Genomic DNA, 22290 nt, shown 5'->3' with positions numbered 1-22290 from the left:
TAACAATTTATCAGGCATCGTACTTTCTGTACCATAAGCGAGTCAATCTGGAATATGCAGGCGGCGTCTCAAAATAAGAGCCAGAAGACATACAAACGAACGATGGAGCAGCAGCACATGAAAGTTACAAACTATCAGACGGCGACAATCGATCCTTTCGGCAAGGGTCTCGGCATGGTCCCGGGCGTAAGCGTCCACCTGGCGGATGCCGCGCGTCTCGACTGGAATCTGCTCGATGAAGACGTGAGCCTGCCCGCCGCCGTGCTATACGCGGACCGCATGGAGTACAACCTGAAGTGGATGCAGGCGTTCGTGGCGCAATACGGCGTGAAGCTCGCGCCGCACGGCAAGACGACCATGGCGCCCCAATTGTTCCGCCGCCAGCTCGACGCCGGCGCGTGGGGCATCACCCTTGCGACGGCGCATCAGGTCCGCGCGGCGTATCGCGGCGGTGTGCATCGCGTGTTGATGGCGAATCAGCTCGTCGGCAAACGCAATATGGGCATGATCGCGGAGCTGCTCACCGACCCGGGTTTCGAGTTCCATTGCCTCGTGGATTCGGCGGATAACGTCGATCAGCTCGGCGCGTTTTTCAGCGATGTGAACAAGCAGATCAACGTGCTGCTGGAGCTGGGCGTGGAAGGCGGCCGCACCGGCATTCGTGATAATGCGCAGCGCGACGCCGTGCTCGCCGCCATCGCGCGTTGGCCGGATACGGTGAAGCTGACGGGCGTCGAGTTGTATGAAGGCGTGCTGCAGGATGAGTCGAAGGTGCGCGCGTTTTTACAGCACGCGGTGGACGTGACGCGCGAGCTGGTCGCGCAGGGCAAGATCGAACGCAAGCCGGCGATTCTGTCGGGCGCGGGATCGGCCTGGTACGACGTCGTCGCCGATGAATTCGCGAAGGCGAATAGCGACGCCATCGAAGTGATCCTGCGTCCGGGCTGTTACCTGACGCACGACGTCGGCGTCTACAAGAAAGCGCAAAACGAGATTTTTGCGCGCAATCCGATTGCGAAGAAGATGGGCGAAGGGCTGAAACCGGCGTTGCAATTGTGGGCTTACGTGCAGTCGATTCCGGAACCGGATCGCGTGATCATCGGCTTGGGGAAGCGCGACGCAGCCTTCGATGCCGGCATGCCCGAACCCGCACGCCACTTCCGCCCCGGCACGCAATCGCCGCGCGACGTGGCGCCGGGAGAAGGCTGGGAAATCTTCGGCATGATGGACCAGCACGCGTACTTGCGAATCAAGCCGGGCGATGACATCAAGGTCGGCGACATGATTGCGTTCGATATCTCGCACCCGTGCCTCACCTTCGACAAATGGCGTCAAATTCTCATTGTCGATGCGAAATATCGCGTGAAGGAAGTGGTCGAGACGGCGTTTTAAGCGTTGTCGCTGAGCGTGGCGTCGCTTTCCGAGGACGTCGACGCGACCTCGATGATGCGCTGCTCCAGCACACGCAGCGCGCCCGATAACGCCGTGATGGCTTCGTCGGGCAGCGTGGAAAGCGTTTCGCTCAGAAACGTGTTGCGGCGTGGCAGGCCGGCGTTGACGACCGCGCGGCCTTCATCTGTGAGGATCACGTTGGAGATGCGGTTGTCGCGCTGATCCACGCTGCGGGCAATCCAGCCCAGCGCCTCGAGCGTTTTCAGTTGCCGCGTGAGCGCGCCCGGATCGACGCGCAGCCGCTCGACCAGCTTCTTCTGCGACAACTCGCCCGCATGATCGTGCAATGCGATCAGGATGCGCCAGCGCGGCATAGGCTGGCCGACTTGCGACTCGAACGACTGCATGAACACACGATAAGTGCGTCCGAACTGCTGAATGACCGCGATGCGTTCCGTTTCGTCCATGCTGATTGATTCCCTGCTTCGCGTGTATGCCGCGCGTCCAACATTGAATTCATTCGGCCATGATGGCCGGCTCCACCTTCGTGCCCTTCAGGCGGACCGGCGGCACTCGCCGCGATTGCCACACGGCGACCACCGCAACGACGGCCGCCACTGCAATACCGATGTGGATTGCCGCCACCAGCGATTCGCGCGCCGATTCCAGCAGCGCAACGCCGTTATGACCTGCCGCGATCAGTTGCGACAAGAGCGTGGTCTGCGCTTCGTGGTTGATGAGGATTTGCGGATCGCTGAGATCGCCGAACCAGTGGCCGGCGTTGTCTTTATCGAGTGAAAGCCGCACGCCGCTTGCGTAGAGATGCGTAATCAGCGTGCCGGTCAGCGCCGTGCCGACCATGCCGCCAATCATGCGCAGCGATTGCAGCAACGCCGTCGCAATCCCCAGATGCTCACGTCCCGCCGTCAATTGCGCGAACACCGTCAGGTTAGGCATGACGAAACCGAGACCCATGCCGCCGAGCACCATGATTCCCATCAAGAGCGGCCGCGGCATGGAGCGCGTCGCGATCACCACGCCAAGACACGAGAGTGCGAGCAACGCGAAACCGACATACAGCATGGCGTTCGGGTTCTTCACCCGCGTGACGATCCGCCCGTTCAAAATGCTACCGATAGTAATAAACACCACTAGCGGCGTGATGATCAGCCCGGCGTCCTTTGGCGACATGCCGAACCCGCCCTGAAACAGCAGCGGCGCGTAGAACAGCAGCGAGAACATCGTGAAACCGCCGAGTATCGCCAGCGTGAAAAGTGCGGACAGGCTCTTGTTGCGGAACATATCGACCGGAAGAATGGCGTAATCGCAGCGACGCTCCCACTTCCAGAGCGCATAACCGCACGCTACGCTCACCACCAGCAGCACCAGCGTTCCCGCTGAAACGCCGTGCTTCGGCAACATCTCGACGAACAACTGCAACGAACCCAGCGCAATCGCGATCAGGCCCGCGCCTTGCCAGTCAAGTCGCATCTTGCCTTCATGCTTGATGTGGCGAAGGTGCGGCAGGAAGCGCCAGACGAAGAACACCGATATCAATCCGACGGGCAAATTGACATAGAAAACTGAGCGCCAGCCGTAATATTGGGTCAGGATGCCGCCGAGCGACGGGCCGACTGCATTGGCGATACCGAACGCCGAGCTCATCATGACCTGCCACCGCAGGCGCACGACGGAATCGGGGAACAAATCGGCAATGCACGCGAAAGCGGTTCCGACCAGCATGCCGCCGCCAATGCCCTGAAGGCCGCGCGCGAGCACGAGAAACAGCATGTCGTTGGCCATGCCGCAAAGCGCAGACGCTGCGGTGAACACGACAATCGATGCAATCACGAACGGCTTGCGCCCGTAATAATCGCCGAGCCGCCCGAAAACAGGCACGGTAATGACCGATGTGAGCAAGTACGAGGTCGCAACCCAAGCGTACAGGTCGAAACCTTTAAGCTCGGCAACGATGGTCGGCAACGCCGTGCCGACGACGGTTTGATCGAGCGCGACCAGCATGGTCACGAAACAGATTCCGAGCATCGCCATCAGCGATTCGCGGAAAGGGAGTACTTGTCCCGCGGAGTGATGCGCGGCAGTATGAACGGCCATTTTTTTGATACCGCAATGATTGACTTGTCAACAGACCGGGAATCATAGCACGCGATAATGCTCTAAATCAAAGCCTGAATCCTTCCTGGACCCTTTCGAAAAAACCATCATGGAACCGACGCCAATCTCCGTCTCGCCCCTTTCCCCGGAAGACCTGGCGACCTTGCGCCGCGCCAAGGAAGCGCTGGAAAGCCCGTCCCTGACGATGAAACTGGCGAGCGTGGTGGGCTCGCCCATCGAAAAGCTGATGGCGCGCATGCCGAACATCGCGCAGGAAAAAATCGATGACGCCACGCAGGCCGCGCTCAAGAAATGCCTGCAACTGGCGTTGCGCACGTTGACCAAAAGTTCAGTGGATGGCGTCCTGCTGCCGCCTGAAAAACCGCACAACCTGATGCACAAGCTCGCGGTGGCGACGACCGGCGCGGCGGGCGGCGCGTTCGGAATGTTCGCGCTACCGGTGGAATTGCCGGTCACGACCACGTTGATGTTCCGCTCGATCTGCGACATTGCACGCAGTGAAGGCGAAGACATTCATCTCATCGATACCCAGTTGCAATGCCTGATGGTCCTCGGCATGGGCGGCCCGAGTTCGAGCGACGACAACGCCGATATTGGTTATTTCATCGTGCGCGGGACGCTGGCGCAGTCGGTATCCAAGGCGACGAGCGAGATTGCCGCGAAGGGATTGAGCGGACATGGCTCGACGGCGTTGCTCAAGTTCTTGCAGACGGTGGCGTCGCGCTTTTCGGTGCAGGTCAGCGAACAGGTCGCCGCGAAGTCGATTCCCGCGATCGGCGCCGTGCTCGGGGCAATGGTGAATACGGTGTTTATCGATCACTTCCAGCAGATGGCGCACGGGCATTTCGCCGTGCGCCGGCTGGAGCGCCAATATGGACAGCTCGCGGTGGAGCGCGCGTTTCAGACCATCGATATTTCCAGCGGCCGGTGAAGCGCTACGCGGCGTACGAACTGCGCCGCGTGTTCCAACGCCCGGTTCGCTTCTGGCACGAACGGCGCCAGCATCTGTAAAGCGTGCGGCATGTTCGGCAAGACTTGAAACTCTACGTTCACGCCCGCCGCTTGCGCTTTCTCGACGAAGCGCGTGGAATCGTCGAAGAGCACTTCCGTGTCGCCCGCCTGGATGAAGACCGGCGGCAAGCCATCGAAGCGTCCATATAACGGCGATACATACGGGTTGTGGACATCCGCGCTTCCTGTATAAAGCTTGCCCGCCGGCGCGATTGCGCGGCCGTAGAACATGGGGTCGCGGCCATTGTTGGTTGTGATCGATGCACCCGTCGCCGCCAGGTCCGTCCACGGCGAAAACAACACTGCGCCTGCGGGCATCGGGTCGCCGGCATCGCGCAATGCGAGCAGCGCGGCGAGCGCGAGGCCGCCTCCCGCCGAATCGCCGGCAATCACAAGCGACTGTGGCGCCACACCATCGGCGATGAGCTTTCTGTACGCAGCCAGAGCGTCATCGTGCGCTGCCGGAAACGGATGCTCGGGCGCGAGCCGGTAATCGAGCGAAAAAATGCGCGCGCCGGAACGCCGGGCAAACGCGAACACGAGGTTGCGATGCGTCGCCGGCGAGCAAAAGTAATAACCGCCGCCATGCAGATAAAGGATCGTGATGTCCGAAGGCGCCGCGGGCGAAAGCCATTCGCCACGAAGGGGCGCGTCGCTCTCGGCATATCTTTCTTCAAGATGCCAACCGCGTGGGACCTTGGGCGACCACGCGCGCTTCGATGTCATTGCGCGTGCCTTGGCTACATCGATCCCGGGCGTGGCGGTTGCAGGGCGCATCCTGTGGCGCAGGACCCAACACATCAACGTACTCTGCCAACTCATGAACCGTCCTCTCTTATCCAAGCGGTGCTAGTTTGCGGGCATCACTTGCCCGCGAATCTCGCCCGTCGGGTTCGTTTCAGTATGTATGTTGAAGTAGTACTTGCCGGCCATCAGTTCGGTAGCCTGTTCTTCGGAGAGCGTCGCCTCGCCGTTGATAGGACTCGGCAACGCGTTTTTATCGATAGGAACCTGCACCTTTGCGTTCTGCCCGACAGGCGCCGGACCGTGGAAATGCGCCATGGTCGCCGGGCCGGACAAATCGGCATACGTCACGTTCCACTGCAGCGTTTTGGTGGTTGTATCGAAGGTGGCTTTCAGCACGCCATGCCCCTTGCTTACCCGCGGCGGCACTTCGCTCGAAGGTTGCAAATTGGCTTGCAACACGACGCTATCGGCAAAAGCTGGAACGGATGTCAACGACATCAGCAACAGGGTCAGGTTTGCAAGACGTCTGCTGTGCAATGAACCGGATCTCGTGAACATATTTTTGCTCTCTAATGGATAACCAACGAGTCGATGAGTGGTCTGTCTCATCGTGCGGTCATAGTAGAGCATTTTTGAGACACGCTTCCTTGGATGCATTCACAGGAAAAACGGTAGGCCCAAAAGCGAAAAGGCGCCTTTCGGCGCCTTTTCGTTACAACGTGAAACTTACAGCGTTACGCCATTAGAAGCGGTGACGAAGACCCGTCGACACCACCACCTGGTTGCCGTGTACTGCGCGAGCGTTCGAACCGTACACTTGAGCTGCCGTGTCGCCGTCCGTCAACTGTACAACGCCTTCAGCATAGATGTCCGTACGCTTGGACAAAGCGTAGTCCGTCTGGAGGCCAACTTGATGGTAACGAGCGTGGTCGTTGTTGGCGTTGCCCGGAACCATGCCCTTGCGGTCCGTGTACGTATATGCCGCGCCGAGTGCCAGAGCCGGGGTCAGCGAGTAGCGTGCGTTCACTTCGTAGTTGTTGTAGCGGAGCGTCGAATCACCACCAACGAACTGGAAGCGGCTTTGCGTCCATACTGCGCCGACCGTTGCGGGGCCGAACGAGTAGTTCGCACCAACGCCGAACGTACGTTGCGTCTGTGCCGAAACGTTTGCCATCAGCGGATCACCGTTTGTCTCGGTGATAGCACCGCCGAGGTTTGCGCTGTTGCCATTCTGGACCTGCAGGTAAGCTGCAGCCATCTTGAACGGGCCGTATGCATACTGTGCGCCGGCGCTGTAAGCGCGGTTATCAGCAAAACCACCTGCTTCGTTCGAGAAGCCATACAGGCCACCGAATGTCAGGCCGCCGTAGTTGGCGCTCTGGTACTTGACCGAGTTGTTCACGCGGAACGAGTTGTCCGTGTTGTCGTTGTCGAACGGATGGGAGAAATACGTACCGCCCCAGCTGCCGTTAGCCGTCAACGGCGCGACATAGTCGACCACCGAGTCATACTGGCGACCCAACGTCACCGTACCGAACTGAGCCGTCGAAATACCGACATATGCCTGACGGCCGAACTCACGACCGCCTTGTTGCGAAGCGCCGGTGCCGATGTTGAAACCGTTCTCCAACGTGAAGATGGCCTTCATGCCGCCACCCAGGTCTTCAGCACCGCGCAGGCCCCAACGGCTGCCGTTGATGTTGCCGCTCGACAGACGGAACGCTGCAGCGCTGCCTTTGTCTGCGTTCGCCGACTTTTCGTTGTTCACATAGGTAAAGCCGGCATCAATAAGGCCATACAGCGTAACGCTGCTTTGCGCGTTGGCGGCGGTCGCAAAAGAAGCGGCTACGGCCGCGACGATCAGAGTCTTTTTCATGGTTGATCCTTTTAATGAGTCTGTCGACTCGACTGGTTGCATAACGCGCCGCCTTCCTGTCTGACTTCAAGGCGACTCGTTTCCGGTCTTTTCCCGGACACCGCGATTCGGCTGAACAAAGTTTAGGGCGCGGGCTTTTAGGCAAACCATCAAGGCACACACAAAAGGCTTTTTGAATAAGTCGAAAAGTAGCGCTTCCGATCGCGCAAAGTGTTGTCGCATCAGGCAATTTCACTATCTTGAATTAATGTCCGGATACCTAATTAGTTGCATGCGTTGCACAGTTGCGACAGTAGCAACCGCACGACACTCACGCCCTTTCCGCTGCTTTCGTCCCATTCCTATTTCCGGGATAACTTCGCGGGATTAGCATCGCGCACGCGAGTGAGTGGACTGAAGAAGGAACTCAACGCACGACTTTTCAGCCTCGATATGACATGAACGGGGTGACTCTGTGAGCATCGGTAGTCAATGAATCATTTGCAAGCCATGCGCGTTTTCGTGAAGGTCGCTGAAACCGGGTCGTTCGGCCGGGCTGCCGCCGTGCTCGATTTGTCGAACGCGGTCATCACACGGTACGTCGCGTTACTCGAGGCGCATCTCAACACGCGTCTTCTGAACCGCACCACGCGCAGCGTGTCACTTACCGAAGCGGGCGCCTCATATGCCGAGGGCTGCCGCGCGGTCATCGAACAGGTGGAGGCGATTGAATCAACGGTGTCGCAAACTTCGTTCGATCCTTCGGGCGTGCTGAAGCTCGTGGCATCGGCATCGTTTTCGCTGTTCGGACTCACGCCGCTGCTTTGTGATTATCGCGAGGCATTTCCGAACGTGAAGTTGCGGCTCACGCTGTTGCATCGGCCGGTCGATCTGGTGGACGAGGGCTTCGACGTCGGCATAGTCGTGCCGCGCATGGTCAATAGCGGCACGCTGATCAAACGGCCGCTGTTCAAGGTGACGCCCGTGATCGTGGCGGCGCCTGCCTATCTCTCGAAACATGGCGTGCCATTGCGTCCCGGCGATCTGCCGGCGCACGCTTTCTTGTCGCCATCGGCGGATATACATGGCGCGACCTGGTCGTTCACGAACGAGAACGGAGAGGACGAGGATATCGTCATCGACCCGGATTACACGGTCAACAATTCGCAAATGCTGCGGCAAGCCGCACTGTCCGGCATGGGCATCACGGCACTTCCCGAAAGCCATATTGCCGACGATCTCAAGGACGGCACGCTGCTGCGCCTCCTGACCGATTACACAGTAAACAACGCCGACAAGGAAGTGTCGCTGGTCTATCCGGGGCGCCGTCATGTATCGGCGAAAACACGTTCGTTCGTGGACTTTACGATCGCGCATTTCAGGAAAGACACGGCAGTGAGCGCGTTGTTCTAACCGCGCGGAATCATTTGAAACGGGCCGGTTCAACAACTGAAGGTTGAGCCGGCCCACTTGTTTGCTCTTCGCACATGATGACGAGCAACACGTTTCACGCCATTGCCGCGCACTGCCCTTCTATGATTTCGAGCAGCACTTCGCAGCGTGCGATCAGCACCGCGCCATCTTTGTTCCGGCGCGTGGCCGGTTTGTCGAGAAGATCGCGACGGAAGGTATCGAGCGCCACCTGTAATGGCCGGTACTGCAGCACGCTCGCCGCCCCGATCACCCGGTGATGCCATTCCCGCAATTGCGCGACCGAACCGCCGTTGTCGAGCAATGACCTGAGCGTTTCCAGATCATCGCGAAATGACGATGCAAACGCATCGAGCAACGCCTTCACGGTCGTCTCGCTGCCCCACAGTTGCGTCATATAGCCGAGATTGAGTTCATCGCTTTCAGTGGTCGCCGTGTCCGGGCCCGCAGCGGATTGCGGCTCCGCAGTTCCATCAGGCTGCGGCGCAGCCGACGAGTTTTCCATCACGCGCCATCGGTTCAAGTGATCGCGCAATGTAGCGAGACGGGTCGGCTTGACGAAGCAATCGTCCATGCCTGCATCGCGGCACATGGAAAGTTCCTCCGGCGCGGTGCTCGCGGTGATGCCAAGGATAGGCAGTCTCTTCGACAAGCCCAGTTCGCTCGCCCGCACACGCCGGGCCAGCTCGTAGCCGGTCATGTTGGGCATATGGCAGTCGGTGATGAGGTAGCCGTAATGCCCATGCTTCAGTGCAGCAAGCGCTTCCACGCCATCGGGCACGATGTCGCAGGCAAATCCAAGCAGCGACAACTGATGCCGGATCAACTCCTGGTTCACCGGATGATCCTCTGCCACGAGCACAAGCCGTCCCGCGCGAATCGCGCGGTCGCGATCGGGCGCTTCCATGTTTGTATCAGTACTGCGTGTGGCGCGCGACGCAATCTGCGGCAAGCCTGTCAGCGCGGCGACGCACGCGGCGCCGAGACCCCGCCATGAGATCGGATTCACGCTCACGCGAATGTCGTTTTCGAGAATGCGATATCCCGTCGGCTTGGGCTTCTCCGTGACGTGGATCACCTGCGTTTTCAACGGCAGCGCTTCCCCGTGTGTATCGCTGAGGAACACCAGGTCGATACCATTGAATGTTTGCGGATCGCGCAACGTGGCGTCATCGCGAGAATGAATCTTGAGTTCGAGGCCGAGCGCCTGCCCATAATCCACGAGTGCACGGGCCACGCGTGGGTCATCGATTGCAATGATGCCGCGCTTGCCGCGCATTCCGCCGATCTGATAACTGGTCGTTTCCACCGGCATGCTCAGACGAACGGTCATCTTCGTGCCGACACCCAACTCGCTTTTCAGCTCGAGCGTTCCGCCCATCAGTTCGACGAGTTTGTGGCAGATCGTGAGGCCAAGCCCCGTGCCGCCGAAGCGTCGAGTGGTGGACGTTTCAGCTTGCACGAAGGGTTCGAAAAGGCTTGCCTGGGCGTCGGCTGCAATGCCAATGCCGGTGTCCTCCACGCTCAATTCGACCGTCTGCACACCGCGTGCGCTTGCAACCATATTCACCGATAAGGCGACGTCGCCTTTCATCGTGAACTTGATGGCGTTGCTCAGCAAGTTGAACAACACCTGGCGCAAGCGCACGCTGTCGCCGCGCAGACTTGCGGCGACATCCGGCGACACGGCAGCACGCACGCGCAGACCCTTTTCGTGCGCGCGTCCGGCGAGCAGGCCGACGGCGTTATCGACGAGTTCGCGCAAATCGATCGGCATCGATTCGATGGTCAGCCGCCCCGCCTCGATCTTCGAATAGTCGAGCAGGTCATCGAGGATCTGCAGCAGCGCGCTCGCCGAATCCTGGATCATGCCGAGCATCTGCGACTGGTCCGGATTGAGCGGCGTGGTCTCGAAGACTTCCACGAGCCCGAGCACACCGTTCATCGGTGTACGGATTTCGTGACTCATCATCGCGAGGAAATCGTCCTTTGCACGCGAAGCCGCTTCGGCCGCATCGCGCGCCGCGGCGAGTTCGTCTGCGCGCGCACGCTCGATGCTCGCGTCGATCCAATAACCGTTCCAGACCACGGCGCCGTCCGTCTCTCGATTCGCGACGAGATCGGCGCGGATCCACCGGCGGCCTTCGTCTGCGATCGAACGAAACTCCATGTGGATCGGCTCGAGCGTCTGCGCTGAACGCTCGATTGTTTCGCGCACGCTGCGTTTGTCCTCGGCGTGAATCACCGACAATCCCGCCACCTGGTCGTTGCTCAACGTCGCGAGATCCAGGCCGAACAGATGCCGCGTGTCGCCGCCCACATACGGGAACCCGTAGGTGCCGTCTGTCGCGCGACGCAACTGGAACACGACGGCCGGCAGCGAGCGGGTGACATCGTGCAGACGGCGCTCGTTCTCGCGCGCGCGCATTTCGGCGTCGCGGATATCCGTGATGTCGATCATGGTGCCGACCGCGCCTGCCATCGCGCCGTCCGCCGCCTTGAATGCGCCGGTCCAGAAAAGCGCGTGACGCAGTTCGCCCAGACGGTTGTGAAACGCGAATTCAACTTGTTCGCGCTGCCCGTTCGTGATGCTCTGACCAACGAGATCGTGCAGGCGCTTGCTGTTTTCGGGGCCCCAGGACTGTGCTTCGAGCGCGGTGTGGCCGATCACGTCCTCGCGCCGGATTCCGAGCATTTTTTCGAACGCGCGATTCACCGCGATATAGCGATTCTCCAGGTCCTTCGCGACCAGTGGATAGGGCACGACTTCCATCATGGTCTGCTGGAAGCTAAGTTGGGTAGCGAGACGCTGCTCCGTCTCGACGCGCCTGGCCATCTCGCGTTGAAGCAGAACGAATGCACGCAACGTCACGCCGAGGATCACGCCGATGGCAATCAGCACAGGCAGCAAGCGCATTGCGCTGACGCTCCATCCGCTCGATAGCGGATCGGACGCCACCAGACTCGCCTGGAGAATCCTTTCCTTGTCGGCGGCGGGCATGGCGCGCAATGCGTGGTCGATCAGCGGCACGAGCCGGCGGTATTCAGGACGCACTGCGAAACCGATGTTCTCAAAATCGCGCGCCGGCCCGATGCCCTGCAGTTGGTCTTCGCGACGCGTCGCGATCACGTCGACCTGTCCGTTGCCGAACGCGTTCGATACCGCGGCCCAGTCCGGATACATGCGCGGATCGAAATCGATATCGAGCGCCCTGGATAAATAAGCCGTGTAAGCGAGCACATTTCCGCCGGTGTGGCCGTCGGACTCGGCGGAGGTGAATGGCGCCCAACTCGTGTCGATGCCCAGCGCGAGTGGCGGCAGCGAGCGCAGGTAGGCGCGTTCGTCGGCGCTGAGGTCGAGCGCCGGGGCCTCTTCGCCGGTTTGCGATCCACGTCTCGCCGATTCATTCAAACCATCCGCGCTGACGCCGACCGGCTCACCATTGGCTTGCATCACCGTTTTCGCGGTCCCGTTTGCGAGAGCACCGATGGTGAGTGTCGAATAATGATCCAGCGATTGTTCGGCACGCACTGGATCAGCAGACACGCCCGACCCCATCAGGACGAGCATGAACAGCGTCATCACGCGAGCCAGGCGGGGTATTGGGGAAGTTGACATGGCGTGCAGGAAGGGTCGATGCGCGCTGGTCATAGCGGCTGTTTGTCCAGCACGCCGCCGACACGGCCCGTGTTTTGTATGGGACTGTTATCGGCTGAAGCGTTGCGCTGGAGCGTGGGATAGAAGAAGCCTGCGAGCACGCCCCCTGCAAGCGGCGCTGCCCAGAAGAGCCACAACTGGTCGAGTGCCCAGCCTCCCATGACAAGCGCGGGACCGGTCGATCGCGCCGGATTGAGGGACGCATTCGTGACGGGAATGGCCAGCAGCGAACACAAGGTCAAAGACAACCCGATCAGCGCCGCACCACTGGCTCGCATGCGTTTGCCCGACGTCACGGCAAGATTGACGAGCACGAAGACGAAGGTCATCAGCACTTCCACAATCAACGCCGCGTGCAGTTGGTAACGAGCGGGGGAATGAACGCCGTAGCCGTTCACACCAAGTGCAACGGGACCCGGCAACACGCCAGGCCGCGCGCTGGCCACAACATAAAGAAGCCACGCCCCGGCAATCGCGCCGCAAACCTGCGCCGCGATAGTTGGTATGAGATCGCGTACGGAAAATCGATTGGCGACGGCAAATCCAACCGTTACCGCTGGATTGAAGTGCGCGCCGGAGATGGGACGCAACACATATACGAGCGTGGTAGCAGCAAGGCCGAAGGCCACCGCCTGACAAATGAGGCCGAGGTCCGTGCGAAAATAACCGCTGGCGAGCGCCGTGGAGCCGCAACCGAAAAAGACGAGCGAAAACGTTCCGACGCACTCGCTTAATATCTTCTTGAACATATCGTCTTCCGTCCCACGTTGAGCTCCGTCGCCCGATGCGTAACCGCACGGCAATCGTCGCGGGACGGCAAACATCGGGGAGTAAAGAGATCGAGTCTGGGCGTAAAGATCCGTCCGATTAATCAGAGCATTCCTAAACACGTCTGACTGAATGAGGATTGGTTTTTACGTTTTTCTCGGTGCTGCGGGCGCGACGAGAGCGGCTCAGGAAAGCCCGATCTGCCTGAGATAGTTCAGGAGTTGCGTTTCCGTTTCGAGACCGAGCTTTCGCATGGCGTTGCGCCTTTGCGTGCCTATGGTCTTGACGCTTCTTCCGAGATGCTCCGCAATGCCAATGAGTGACTTGCCAGCGGCATACAACTGGAACACTTCCCATTCGCGCGCGCTCAAGACGCCTGCCCGGCCGGGTTTATTCCCGGCATGGGATTTCAGCAGCGCTTCCACATGCTTTGACACAAAGCACTCGCCGCGAATCACCGCGGCCATCGCCTCATTCAAGGACTCAATGCAATCACGCTTGTCCAAGAGGCCGTCGGCCCCAAGCTCGAGCAGACCGGCGAGCATCTGAGGTTACGCAATCATGGTGACGACGATCAGGCGCGCCCGCTCTGGCTGCCCAAGAAAGGACCGCAAGAACGCTATGGCATTGCTCTTGCCGTCGATACCACGCATGCCGATGTCCGAGATCACGATATCGCACGGAAACCGTCCGATCAGGTCTGCGAGGCACTCGGTGTCGCCGGCGGTCGCCACCACTTCCACACGCGGATCGCACTGAAGCCAGGCACTGATGCCCTCTCTGACGGCCGCGTGATCATCGGCCAGGATAATCCGGATTTTCGAATCCACTTGTTAATGCTTTCGCTGTCTACGTGATGAGTTACGCATTCCGATGCGGCTTTTAAGCTATCACCCGGACTGCTGCATTTGAATCAGGCCACTCTGAAGCGCAAATTGGTAAAGTTCTGCGTCCGTGTTCAACTCGAGCTTGCGCATGGCTCCGCATTTCTGTGCGCTGATGGTCTTGACGCTACGACCCTGCTCACGCGCTATTTCAGTAATGTTCTCGCCGCTCGCATAGCGGACGATTACGTCAAGTTCGCGGCGCGTGAGCTTTTTCCGGATCTGGTCCACCCGATGCGCCGAAGTCGCACCGGCGAGAAGCTCACGTATCGACGGCCCAAGGTACTCCTCCTTCGCAAGCACGTTGACGATGGCCACGTAGATCAATTCCAGTCGGTCCTGTTTGCTGACCACGGCGTTCGCACCGGCGTCGAGCGCCCGAGCGATGAGGTCGGCGTCTGTTGTCATCGACAGGACAACAATTGCGGTCTTCGGATGATGCTGAACAATGAACTTGATCAAGTCTATGCCGTCGCCGTACGTACCGCCGGGCATGTAGAAATCCATGATGACAACGTCGCATTTCTCCTGCTCGAGCGATGCGATCAGACCCGTGGAATCCTGCGCGCGGCACACGATCTCGATGTTTTTAAGACTGGCAATCAGACGCTCTATGGCAAGAACGACTAATGGATGATCGTCGGCGACCGCCAATCTGATTCGTTGAGTGAACGCAATCATTTCCTAACCTTTTTAAACCCGATGTCCGCCCGGGTGATGCGTCCGCTCAAGGCGGGTTGTACTGTGCCTCTTTTTGCGTGGCCTGCTGCAGGATCGTTGATCCGCGCCGCCATCGACATAAGATGCCTCTGAAAGCATTTCAAGTTAAGAAATCTCATTTACGTGAGGCCGTACGCGCGCGCGAATGCGAACAATCCGGGATCGTTCTGAACACCGAGCTTGCTCATGGCGTCGCGTTTTTGACGGCTGATGGTGCGCACGTCGCGCTTCATGAATTGCGCGATCTCGGTAATCGAAAGGCCGCTTGCAAACATACGTACTACTTCGATTTCGCGAGGTGACAGGCGCGGACCTTCACCGAGCAGATCGTTCTCCGCACCGGCAACGGCCAGCGCATCGACAACCGATGAACTCAGATACCGGCGCCCGACGCCCGCAAACTTGACGGCCGCCGCGAGCTGATCCATCGATTCGACCTTGTTGAGCAGGCCCATTGCGCCCGCGCTCAGGATCGAGCGCAGGATCGCGACGTTGCTCACGCTGGTCAGCACGACGATACGAATCTCCGGCCAGTCCCGTCGCACTCGCTTGATGAGGCGCAACCCGTCCTCCGCCTGCGAACCCAGCTCGGGCATGGCGAAGTCCGTAACAAGCACGTCACAGGACATGGTGCTCAATAATCGCAGCAGCTCGGCAGCGCTTGCGGCCTCGCCAACGACTTCCAGGTTCTCATCCGTACTGAAGGTCGCTCGAATGCCAAGCAAAACGAACGGATGATCGTCTGCCAGAACGATTCGCAGTTTCAATTCGGCCTCTCAGTTTTATTTGCACATCGGGTCAATTCGAGGCCGATCCGGCAACGATTATTTTGGCAACACGCCGTTACGAATAAGAACACGGGTGACAAGTCGCCCAATATAGGAACACTCTCAATGTTCCTTCGGCGAAGCGAGGTGCTTTCTAAGATTTGACCTATTCCTCACTGAGCCGCGTCGAGCCCTCCGCCACTGCAGGGTAATCCGGCGTGCGGCCCCCGCCGCGACCAACGTCATGAGAGTAATTTTCAGGCGACTTACGACTCAATACGAATCGTCCTATTCGCACGAGTTTAGAAACGCCCCACTACTTTGATTCGATTGACGAAATAGTTGTCGAACTCAAGGATGTGGAAATCTGTTCCAAAGAATGGCGACGGCTACAAGCGAGTTTTCGAGCTGACACGCCTGTGCAAGCGGGGCGAACCGCGCTCTTCTGCCGCTCGCCGATCCCCAATACCAGGCGATGTTTTGCGTTTGTATTCAAAAAACGAACTATTCTTTCAGAAATGGAGCGCGCAAACGATTGCGCAACGCCAAACATATCGTGGTGAAATGACAACGCTCAATGCCCCCAGTCTCAGGAAATCAGGCGCAAAAAAACCCGGAGTGTCCCGCATACCTAGCAAGCGAGCACAACTCCGGGTCCACCAACCGAGACAAGCAGCGAAACTGTCGATCAGAATGGTTCCGCCTACCTTCCTAGCGTAAACAGGCCTGCAATCCAATGCCAGCGAGGCTTTTCGGCAATCGTAACCGGTGAAACGTAAACGAGCATCTCGTCTAAGGGCCACTTGTTTACACGGCTCTGACGTTCCGGGAACTATATCTCTCACTGGCATGAGGGGGTGCAGGGGGAGGCGAGCAGAGTAGTTATCCACAGGCGAGAGCCGCAGGACCCCACCCTGCAACACGGCATCCTTGTCGAATCCATGCCTGCACTCAAATTGACCGGATATAGACAAAATCGGTAACTCGGCTACAAGTGATTGGATATGAGCTGCATACCCGCGCAAACGAAAAACATAAACCATGCGAACTTGCGTTGTGGATCGAGCCAGGCAACGGAGGCGGCAAGAGCCTTCATTGATCGCAACGTCAGTCGGAGTACAAGACGACCAAGAATCGAGGGCGAAGCCTGTGCAAGGACAAAAATGAGCCCCGTCGTAGCAAGTGCCACGGCGCCCATGCCGCCAATAGCGAGCGGAAGGTTGGCTTTCTCAAGCCAGAATGGCAACAATGGTATTTGATCGAGCGAGGTCAACGCCACATGCGCGACCTGTGTGTCGGAAAATTGAAAAAAAGCAGACGCTATGAGAAGAAACAATGCCGCGAGCGCGCCCCACTTGAGAGGCCTCCAATGAGAGGCCTCCAATCGAAATCTCGGGCGCCGGCTAGGTGCCGGTTGCAAATGGAGAAGACGAATAGCGAGCCGACGACAGCATATGTAAGAAACCTGTAGATCTGTGTGGGGTGGGGATATATTTTCGCCCCAGCCATCAATAGGACGATGCCGGTGATGCACATCCATCTAGTCACACCCCCCAACCTTGCAACAATCTGCGCCTCGGATGAATGGATCATCCACGTGTTGAGTCGGTCGTACTGGCTCTCAATCACTGAAATCGCTTTGCGTATGATGGGGTTGCCGTCGCGACCTTCTTGCATGTTATAGAAGACGCCGAGCAAGGTGACGATTGTTAGAAAATCCTTGATGAACCAATGTGACTCGGTTTGCATAGTTAAGAGGCTGGTGGCTCTGTGATCGGATTCAGATATCGGCAAAATCTCTGACTTCTGAACTGGACCAAACACGGTGGTGGGACTGAGACATCGGCGTGACATGCATAGGCCGCAAAAACTGATGAATCCGGCTCGCCAAATTGGCGGAACATGTCACGAGGGCTAGCCGCAAAAGGTAGTCCAGTTCTCTAAATTGGTTACGGCGCATTTAAACGGTGCTTCTTTGGCATCAAGTTCGACTGCCAAGTAGATGTTTAAGGTTGCTTCTTAGCTGATCTTCGACCGCGCTGCGAGGCATCGCCCACACGTCTGAGAGCGTGGTGCAGACGTTCCAAGCCTCCCAAGGCTTCAAGGGAACGCCACCTACCGTAGCAAACGGTCCATCAGTCTCCGGGAGGACACGGTCCAGCGGCATGTGGCTCAACAAGCCGCGGCCCTTCTCCCCGGCAAGCATGGCAGGCCCGACGCTGAACCAGCAGCCGAGACGTACCGCCGTTCGAAGCTCGGCAACTCCTCCGGAAAACCAGTGCAGGACTGGACTGCCTACGTCATGCGCTTTCGCCAACGTTTCGATAGTTCTCTGCGCCGCGCCGCGGGAGTGGATGCTGATGATTTTGCCACCTTGCCGACCGCATTCGGTGAGGACCGCTCGAAAAATACGTTCCTGTAGCTCTATCGATTTCCGAAACCTTGGCGAACCATCGAGTCCGACTTCACCGATAAATCTTGCGTCTTTGACTCCCGCAACCAACGCGTCCAGTTCACTGGACTTGGCCTCCGCAACTTCGGGATGAAGGCCAAGTCCGATGCGGATGTTTCTCAACTCGCTAAATACTCGTGAGGTTGCGTGATAAGCGCGCGGACTGGTTGTAACCACGAGAGTGAATTCGTTGCGGCGGTTGACCTCGCGTGCCAGCGCTAGGCCGTTGGGATACAGGTCAAGGTGGGAATGGAAGTCAATCACAGGACACGATGCAAGCGCAGTAGGGCACCCAATTCTCGCAGTCCTCGCTCGACCACACCTTCGAACGCAACTCGGCGAGATGAATCCGCGAAAGCGAACTGGCCAGCGGTGACGGCGCGAACCCCCTCGTCCTCGACTTTTACCACTGCAGTCGCCACTGCAGCAATGTCATTCGGACCCTTATCGGGCTGCGCAGCCTTCAAATCGTCGTAGACGTAGGTCACAGTAGTATCCGTGATACCAGACCGAAGAAAAGCCGACCGGCGAACCATACAAGGCACGCACCGACCACAGTGCCGCAGTCCGAACACGGCAAAGCGGCCGCAACTCGTGGACATTCCGGCCAGATCCGCCAACCGGGTTTGATCAAGACACCCGGCCATCATCTCCCCCTTGGTTTGAGCTGCATAGGGGAGCCGCAAGATCGCGGGTATTCCCAACTGAGTCCAAAGAGCTTGCAACCGCTGCATGAATACTGGGTGGGTCGTCTTCGTGCTTAAGCTACCTACCCGGCCGGCGTTCAGCGGCACATTCAAGCTGATGAGACCATTCTCTGGCACGAACACCTCAACAGATTCGGTATCGGTCGCGGTTGCGTGGCTGTCGGCAGCAAGTGCCGCAAAGGCGAAGAATACGATAGACCGCCCTCGGGTGGAGCCCTCACCATCTCGCTGCGGCTTCAGCCAGATGTTCTGATTCCACTGCAAATGACGATCGCCCCCATCCAGTGTTCTCGCGTACAGCACTTGCGTCTCCGAATCACCCTTAGCAATATGTGAAACGAAGATTGGGCGCCGACCTTCGGCCGAGAGATCTAGCGCACCGATCAGACTATCAAGACCACCTGACAGCAGCGCTACGCAGTCAGCATCGTGCACCACGCGTTGCCGCGGAATTGGTGGGGGGTATCCACCATCGACGAAGCGCAGGTGCCAGAAATCGCCCGTCAAAAAGCGAAGCGCCTGCTCGATCTCGTCCTTCAGCCGCTCAAAGGGTCCAGGCTCGTACAGGGCTACTTCCAATTCAATAATTCTGGTCCAACCGTCAGCTGAAATACCACGTTCCACGGCATGGTCGGCCGCATTGACCGCGAGCGCAAGCGACAGGAAGTCCCAGCTCGATGTGCTCGGGGCGAGGCCTGCCCTACGAATTTCATCGATGAGGGACGTCCCCACCGTGCTAACGTCAGGCAGCCCATCGTGGGCGTACATCGAGACATACGTAGTGTCAGCACGACGTGAGTCTGGAATCAGGTCTTTGGGTGCGCTGAAAATCTTCGTCATAGATCGGCCTCGAAAAGTTCGAAGGTCATCTTCAATGCCTCTTGCAGAACGCCGTTCAACTGAGACCGCGTTGGATTCGCGCTATGACCTTGAAGCAAGTCGACATGCGCTCCAATTTCGTTCTTCAGAAAACGTCGCATCTCCCGTTCTCGTATGACGGCGGTTCGTGGGTCAAGCTGCGAACTTTCGAAGATGGGGCCCAAATCAAAGCAAAGCCGGTTGGCGGCCTCAGTTGCCAGGTAGCCTTTCATCAGCTCCCAGATGTCGTTGACTCCCATGTTCAAGGGGTCAATGGTTGGGTCTTCCTTGATGAACTCAGACAAAGCGAAGTCCATTGCATCACGGAATGATTCTTCGTCTGCGCTACCACCAGGAGGGGCCAACTCCCGAATGATGGCGTCGACCACGTAGTCCGCCGAAGGGTTGGTGGCACGTAGCGCATCCACCCAATGGCGGGCCTCGGCTGACGTTCCTTGGCTGATGGCGTTGAGAAACGAGAACAGCGCGGCGCCAGCACTGGTCGATGCGCGCATACGGCTGGCCGCGGCACTCGCACCGCCGCTACCCCGATGCGAGTAGTGCCCGATCGCTTTTCGAAGATGTTCGGTGTTCCCTGTCTTGGCGAACTTCCCGAACTCTCGACGAGCATCGCCGTATCGCGCGGACGGAGCATTACCCATTGGACCTGCAGGAGAGTCAGCAGGAACTGCGTCACTTGGGGTGACCGCGCTACCCTTGCCGATATCGCCCACGACGTCGTCCAGCCAAGGCGGGTCGAGGCTCACTCCACTGCCCGGGCCCGTGCTGGATGTGGAGGTTCCCATTACTTGGCTCCCCTCTTCTGCAGGTATTTGCGCGATTTTTCGTCGGTCTCCGGGTCATCCGCCCAGTCTTGCAACAAGTCGCTAGCCCAGGCCCGCGATTTGAGCAGGGGGAGGAGCGCCACGCTGCGTTTGCTTCCGGGAACCTCAAAGAGTGCGGGCACAAGTTCAAGCCCCAAATTGGGATGGGCATCTGTGCAGTTAAGGCATCGCATAATGTCGTCAAGCTCCCACTGACTTTCACGCGCCGTACGAATCGCTCGGTTAAGGATTCGGGAGACGTCTCCTTCCCCTAGGGCCGTCAACTGCTGGACTAGAATTTTCGATAGCTCAGTCGCCTCCATGGTTGCTTCGAGCACTTTTCTCGCTTCAGCAGACAGTTCGTCGTAAGCGGCCAGGCCCAAACTACGGTCGCGACTGAGATGCAAGATCGGCCGCAAATCCTTGTCTGCCAAGCGCGGAGCGAGCTTGACCCATTGTTCGTAGAATGGGCTCGTCCACGATGCGTGAGGCGGCTCGTACTTTTCTGCCTTTTGTGCCGCAGTCTCCACCGAGTCCAAGAATTCGGGCTTGCCGTCCGGATTCGAGGCAACCGCTTTGACCAGGAATTCGAATGCCGCAGTCGATGCACAGCGTTCGAAAAGCTGAATTTTAACAAGCTCTTCCAAGGCAAGCGGCATGTCCATCGCTTCGGCGATGGTTTGCCGAATCATAAGATTGTTCAAAAATCGCTTGATGAGCCGAGGATTGCCAGCGATCTCCGCTGACGTAACCAGTAACGGTGCCAACTGGTCAGCGATGTCCAGTTCTTTGGCCACCCGCGCCTTCTCGGAGTTGAACGCCTCGTCGAGAAGCTCGCGCGAGATGCCTTTTGCCCACGACTTCTTGAGCAGCTCAACAATTGCGGCTTGACCACGCGCCTGAACATCGGCAGAGAGTCGGCCTTTTCGTGCCGCAAGCTCCGTCAAAAGGAGTGCCAAGTAGGCCTTGACCTCGTTGATGCCCAAGCGGGGGACACGCAACGGAATCTGGATGAGCTTGTCAAAGTAGCTGGTGACAAGACCCTCCTCAATGTCAACGCCCTTGAAGTGCGCTCGGACCGCGCCCCGAATCATGCTCTCATCGGCAGCTATCAGGAAGGCGGTTCGTTCGACGTGGAGTAATAGTCGCATCGCTTCCAACGTTCCAATGGCGGTCGTAGGAAGGCATCGATCTAGGTCATCTACAAACACCACCAGGCGAACGTCGAGTTCTTTTAATAGTCCAGCAAACGCTTTGCGTAGGCCCTCAATTTCCTTCGGCAGAGACGTTTCCTTCTTTTCCCCAATGACTTCCTTGAGCTCTGGAGAGAGCTCGGCGTAGGCTTCCTTAACCGCATTCAGGCCTTCAGCACGTTTTTCTTCGTCCGAGAAACCTTGCACTAGGCCGCTGACTGCACCGAACAGGGCTCCGAGAGGACCCGCTGCGACGGTTCCAACAGCAACGTGCGCAACAACTGGCGCGACAATTCGTCCAAACTTGAGTAAGTTAACACGCTTGGCGAAGTCCGTCGCTTTGTCGACAAGCGTTTTCCGCTTCGTTGCTTCCTAGACAAGGCGATCTGAAACCGCTTGGAGTAACGCCTGGCGCGCGTCTTCGTAGCCTTGATAAAGCCACGCGTTGAACTCCATGAGTATGTAGGGGGAGTTCTTTTCGTCGTTCTTAGTGCTCTGCTGCAGTTGAGCTTGAACAAGTTTTACGAGCGTCGATTTGCCGGCGCCCCACCCGCCAGATATTCCGACAGTGACTGGCGTGTCGCCTGCGTCCTTTATCAAATTTGCTGCTGCATTCGCTACCAAACCGAAGTTGAGTAGGTCAATCTCAGCCTCAATGTCGTGCCACATCTATTATTTTCCTTATTCCTACAGCCATCTTTGGGAAGCTAGATGCACGTGTCGCTTAGGTGGCGGTCGAGACGACCGCCTTTTACTCGTCGCGACGACTACGAGAACGGGGGAGGACGGTGCCAGGCTGTAGCGATTGTCAACCATCTTCGAGGGGCTGTCGAATGACCGTTCATGGCCGGATTGCATGACGATGACCGGCCTAGCTCGCCCCTGAA

The 22290-nt window shown here is 58.4% G+C and carries 18 protein-coding genes and 1 pseudogene; 3 read left to right on the top strand and 16 right to left on the bottom strand.

The window, feature by feature from the left end:
• The first annotated feature begins 117 nt into the window (after window positions 1-117).
• A complete protein-coding gene (locus AXG89_RS07905) occupies window positions 118-1392 on the top strand; it encodes an amino acid deaminase (protein WP_062170414.1) in 1275 nt (424 codons plus the stop codon).
• On the opposite strand, the gene AXG89_RS07900 is transcribed toward AXG89_RS07905, so the two are convergent.
• Together AXG89_RS07900 and AXG89_RS07895 are read right to left on the bottom strand one after the other, a co-directional pair.
• Window positions 1389-1859 (bottom strand): MarR family winged helix-turn-helix transcriptional regulator, encoded by a 471-nt coding sequence (locus AXG89_RS07900; RefSeq protein ID WP_061998391.1) that lies wholly within the window; start codon window positions 1857-1859, stop codon window positions 1389-1391. The genes AXG89_RS07905 and AXG89_RS07900 overlap by 4 nt on opposite strands.
• 49 nt (window positions 1860-1908) lie before the next feature.
• Complete coding sequence (locus AXG89_RS07895; RefSeq protein WP_062169062.1) at window positions 1909-3507, bottom strand: MDR family MFS transporter; 1599 nt, start codon at window positions 3505-3507, stop codon at window positions 1909-1911.
• A 109-nt stretch (window positions 3508-3616) separates the two neighbouring features.
• On the opposite strand from AXG89_RS07895, the gene AXG89_RS07890 reads away from it, so the two are divergent.
• Window positions 3617-4459 (top strand): EcsC family protein, encoded by an 843-nt coding sequence (locus AXG89_RS07890; RefSeq protein WP_062169060.1) that lies wholly within the window; start codon window positions 3617-3619, stop codon window positions 4457-4459.
• On the opposite strand, the gene AXG89_RS07885 is transcribed toward AXG89_RS07890, so the two are convergent.
• The 3 genes from AXG89_RS07885 to AXG89_RS07875 form a co-directional block, all read right to left on the bottom strand.
• Window positions 4429-5361: an alpha/beta hydrolase gene (locus AXG89_RS07885; RefSeq protein ID WP_062169058.1), complete on the bottom strand. Its 933-nt coding sequence runs from the start codon at window positions 5359-5361 to the stop codon at window positions 4429-4431. The two genes, AXG89_RS07890 and AXG89_RS07885, sit on opposite strands and share 31 nt — an antisense overlap.
• Window positions 5362-5388: 27 nt before the next feature.
• Window positions 5389-5784 (bottom strand): CHRD domain-containing protein, encoded by a 396-nt coding sequence (locus AXG89_RS07880; protein ID WP_174363899.1) that lies wholly within the window; start codon window positions 5782-5784, stop codon window positions 5389-5391.
• 244 nt (window positions 5785-6028) lie between these two features.
• Window positions 6029-7162: a porin gene (locus AXG89_RS07875; RefSeq protein ID WP_061998387.1), complete on the bottom strand. Its 1134-nt coding sequence runs from the start codon at window positions 7160-7162 to the stop codon at window positions 6029-6031.
• A gap of 471 nt (window positions 7163-7633) precedes the next feature.
• On the opposite strand from AXG89_RS07875, the gene AXG89_RS07870 reads away from it, so the two are divergent.
• Window positions 7634-8554: a LysR family transcriptional regulator gene (locus AXG89_RS07870; RefSeq protein WP_062169055.1), complete on the top strand. Its 921-nt coding sequence runs from the start codon at window positions 7634-7636 to the stop codon at window positions 8552-8554.
• 94 nt (window positions 8555-8648) lie between these two features.
• On the opposite strand, the gene AXG89_RS07865 is transcribed toward AXG89_RS07870, so the two are convergent.
• The 11 genes and pseudogenes from AXG89_RS07865 to AXG89_RS07815 form a co-directional block, all read right to left on the bottom strand.
• Window positions 8649-12191 (bottom strand): ATP-binding protein, encoded by a 3543-nt coding sequence (locus AXG89_RS07865; protein WP_236873394.1) that lies wholly within the window; start codon window positions 12189-12191, stop codon window positions 8649-8651.
• A gap of 29 nt (window positions 12192-12220) precedes the next feature.
• Window positions 12221-12979: an aquaporin gene (locus tag AXG89_RS07860; protein ID WP_062169053.1), complete on the bottom strand. Its 759-nt coding sequence runs from the start codon at window positions 12977-12979 to the stop codon at window positions 12221-12223.
• 204 nt (window positions 12980-13183) lie between these two features.
• Window positions 13184-13435: a response regulator transcription factor gene (locus tag AXG89_RS42990; protein WP_236873393.1), complete on the bottom strand. Its 252-nt coding sequence runs from the start codon at window positions 13433-13435 to the stop codon at window positions 13184-13186.
• Between the two features lie 114 nt (window positions 13436-13549).
• Window positions 13550-13828, bottom strand: a complete 279-nt coding sequence (locus tag AXG89_RS42985) for a response regulator transcription factor (RefSeq protein WP_236873392.1) — start codon at window positions 13826-13828, stop codon at window positions 13550-13552.
• 60 nt (window positions 13829-13888) lie between these two features.
• Window positions 13889-14563: a response regulator transcription factor gene (locus AXG89_RS07850; protein WP_061998384.1), complete on the bottom strand. Its 675-nt coding sequence runs from the start codon at window positions 14561-14563 to the stop codon at window positions 13889-13891.
• 158 nt (window positions 14564-14721) lie between these two features.
• A complete protein-coding gene (locus AXG89_RS07845) occupies window positions 14722-15369 on the bottom strand; it encodes a response regulator transcription factor (RefSeq protein ID WP_062169051.1) in 648 nt (215 codons plus the stop codon).
• Between the two features lie 988 nt (window positions 15370-16357).
• The gene (locus AXG89_RS07840) at window positions 16358-16705 is read right to left on the bottom strand and encodes a hypothetical protein (RefSeq protein ID WP_062169048.1); all 348 of its coding nucleotides are present in this window, start codon (window positions 16703-16705) and stop codon (window positions 16358-16360) included.
• A 645-nt stretch (window positions 16706-17350) separates the two neighbouring features.
• The gene (gene qatD, locus AXG89_RS07830) at window positions 17351-18085 is read right to left on the bottom strand and encodes a Qat anti-phage system TatD family nuclease QatD (RefSeq protein WP_062169043.1); all 735 of its coding nucleotides are present in this window, start codon (window positions 18083-18085) and stop codon (window positions 17351-17353) included.
• Entirely contained in the window at window positions 18082-19368 is a 1287-nt protein-coding gene (gene qatC, locus AXG89_RS07825; protein ID WP_062169041.1) for a Qat anti-phage system QueC-like protein QatC, read from the bottom strand. The genes qatD and qatC overlap by 4 nt, the downstream gene beginning before the upstream one ends.
• Window positions 19365-20153, bottom strand: a complete 789-nt coding sequence (gene qatB, locus AXG89_RS07820) for a Qat anti-phage system associated protein QatB (RefSeq protein ID WP_236873391.1) — start codon at window positions 20151-20153, stop codon at window positions 19365-19367. Before qatB ends, qatC begins: the two co-directional genes overlap by 4 nt.
• Before the next feature lie 38 nt (window positions 20154-20191).
• A pseudogene (locus AXG89_RS07815) lies at window positions 20192-22072 on the bottom strand (KAP family P-loop NTPase fold protein).
• Window positions 22073-22290: the final 218 nt, after the last annotated feature.

This window comes from Burkholderia sp. PAMC 26561, assembly GCF_001557535.2.
Taxonomy (GTDB): Bacteria; Pseudomonadota; Gammaproteobacteria; order Burkholderiales; family Burkholderiaceae; genus Caballeronia.
Note: the sequence above shows the minus strand (reverse complement) of the source record. Positions and strands in the feature narration are given on the sequence as shown.

Coding starts and splice junctions, on each gene's coding strand:
- AXG89_RS07870 (WP_062169055.1), top strand. CDS start 7,634: ATGAATCATTTGCAAGCCATGCGCGTTTTCGTGAAGGTCGCTGAAACC.
- AXG89_RS07860 (WP_062169053.1), bottom strand. CDS start 12,979: ATGTTCAAGAAGATATTAAGCGAGTGCGTCGGAACGTTTTCGCTCGTC.
- AXG89_RS07885 (WP_062169058.1), bottom strand. CDS start 5,361: ATGAGTTGGCAGAGTACGTTGATGTGTTGGGTCCTGCGCCACAGGATG.
- AXG89_RS07850 (WP_061998384.1), bottom strand. CDS start 14,563: ATGATTGCGTTCACTCAACGAATCAGATTGGCGGTCGCCGACGATCAT.
- AXG89_RS07865 (WP_236873394.1), bottom strand. CDS start 12,191: ATGTCAACTTCCCCAATACCCCGCCTGGCTCGCGTGATGACGCTGTTC.
- AXG89_RS07895 (WP_062169062.1), bottom strand. CDS start 3,507: ATGGCCGTTCATACTGCCGCGCATCACTCCGCGGGACAAGTACTCCCT.
- AXG89_RS07890 (WP_062169060.1), top strand. CDS start 3,617: ATGGAACCGACGCCAATCTCCGTCTCGCCCCTTTCCCCGGAAGACCTG.
- AXG89_RS07880 (WP_174363899.1), bottom strand. CDS start 5,784: ATGTCGTTGACATCCGTTCCAGCTTTTGCCGATAGCGTCGTGTTGCAA.
- AXG89_RS07875 (WP_061998387.1), bottom strand. CDS start 7,162: ATGAAAAAGACTCTGATCGTCGCGGCCGTAGCCGCTTCTTTTGCGACC.
- AXG89_RS07905 (WP_062170414.1), top strand. CDS start 118: ATGAAAGTTACAAACTATCAGACGGCGACAATCGATCCTTTCGGCAAG.
- AXG89_RS07900 (WP_061998391.1), bottom strand. CDS start 1,859: ATGGACGAAACGGAACGCATCGCGGTCATTCAGCAGTTCGGACGCACT.
- qatC (WP_062169041.1), bottom strand. CDS start 19,368: ATGACGAAGATTTTCAGCGCACCCAAAGACCTGATTCCAGACTCACGT.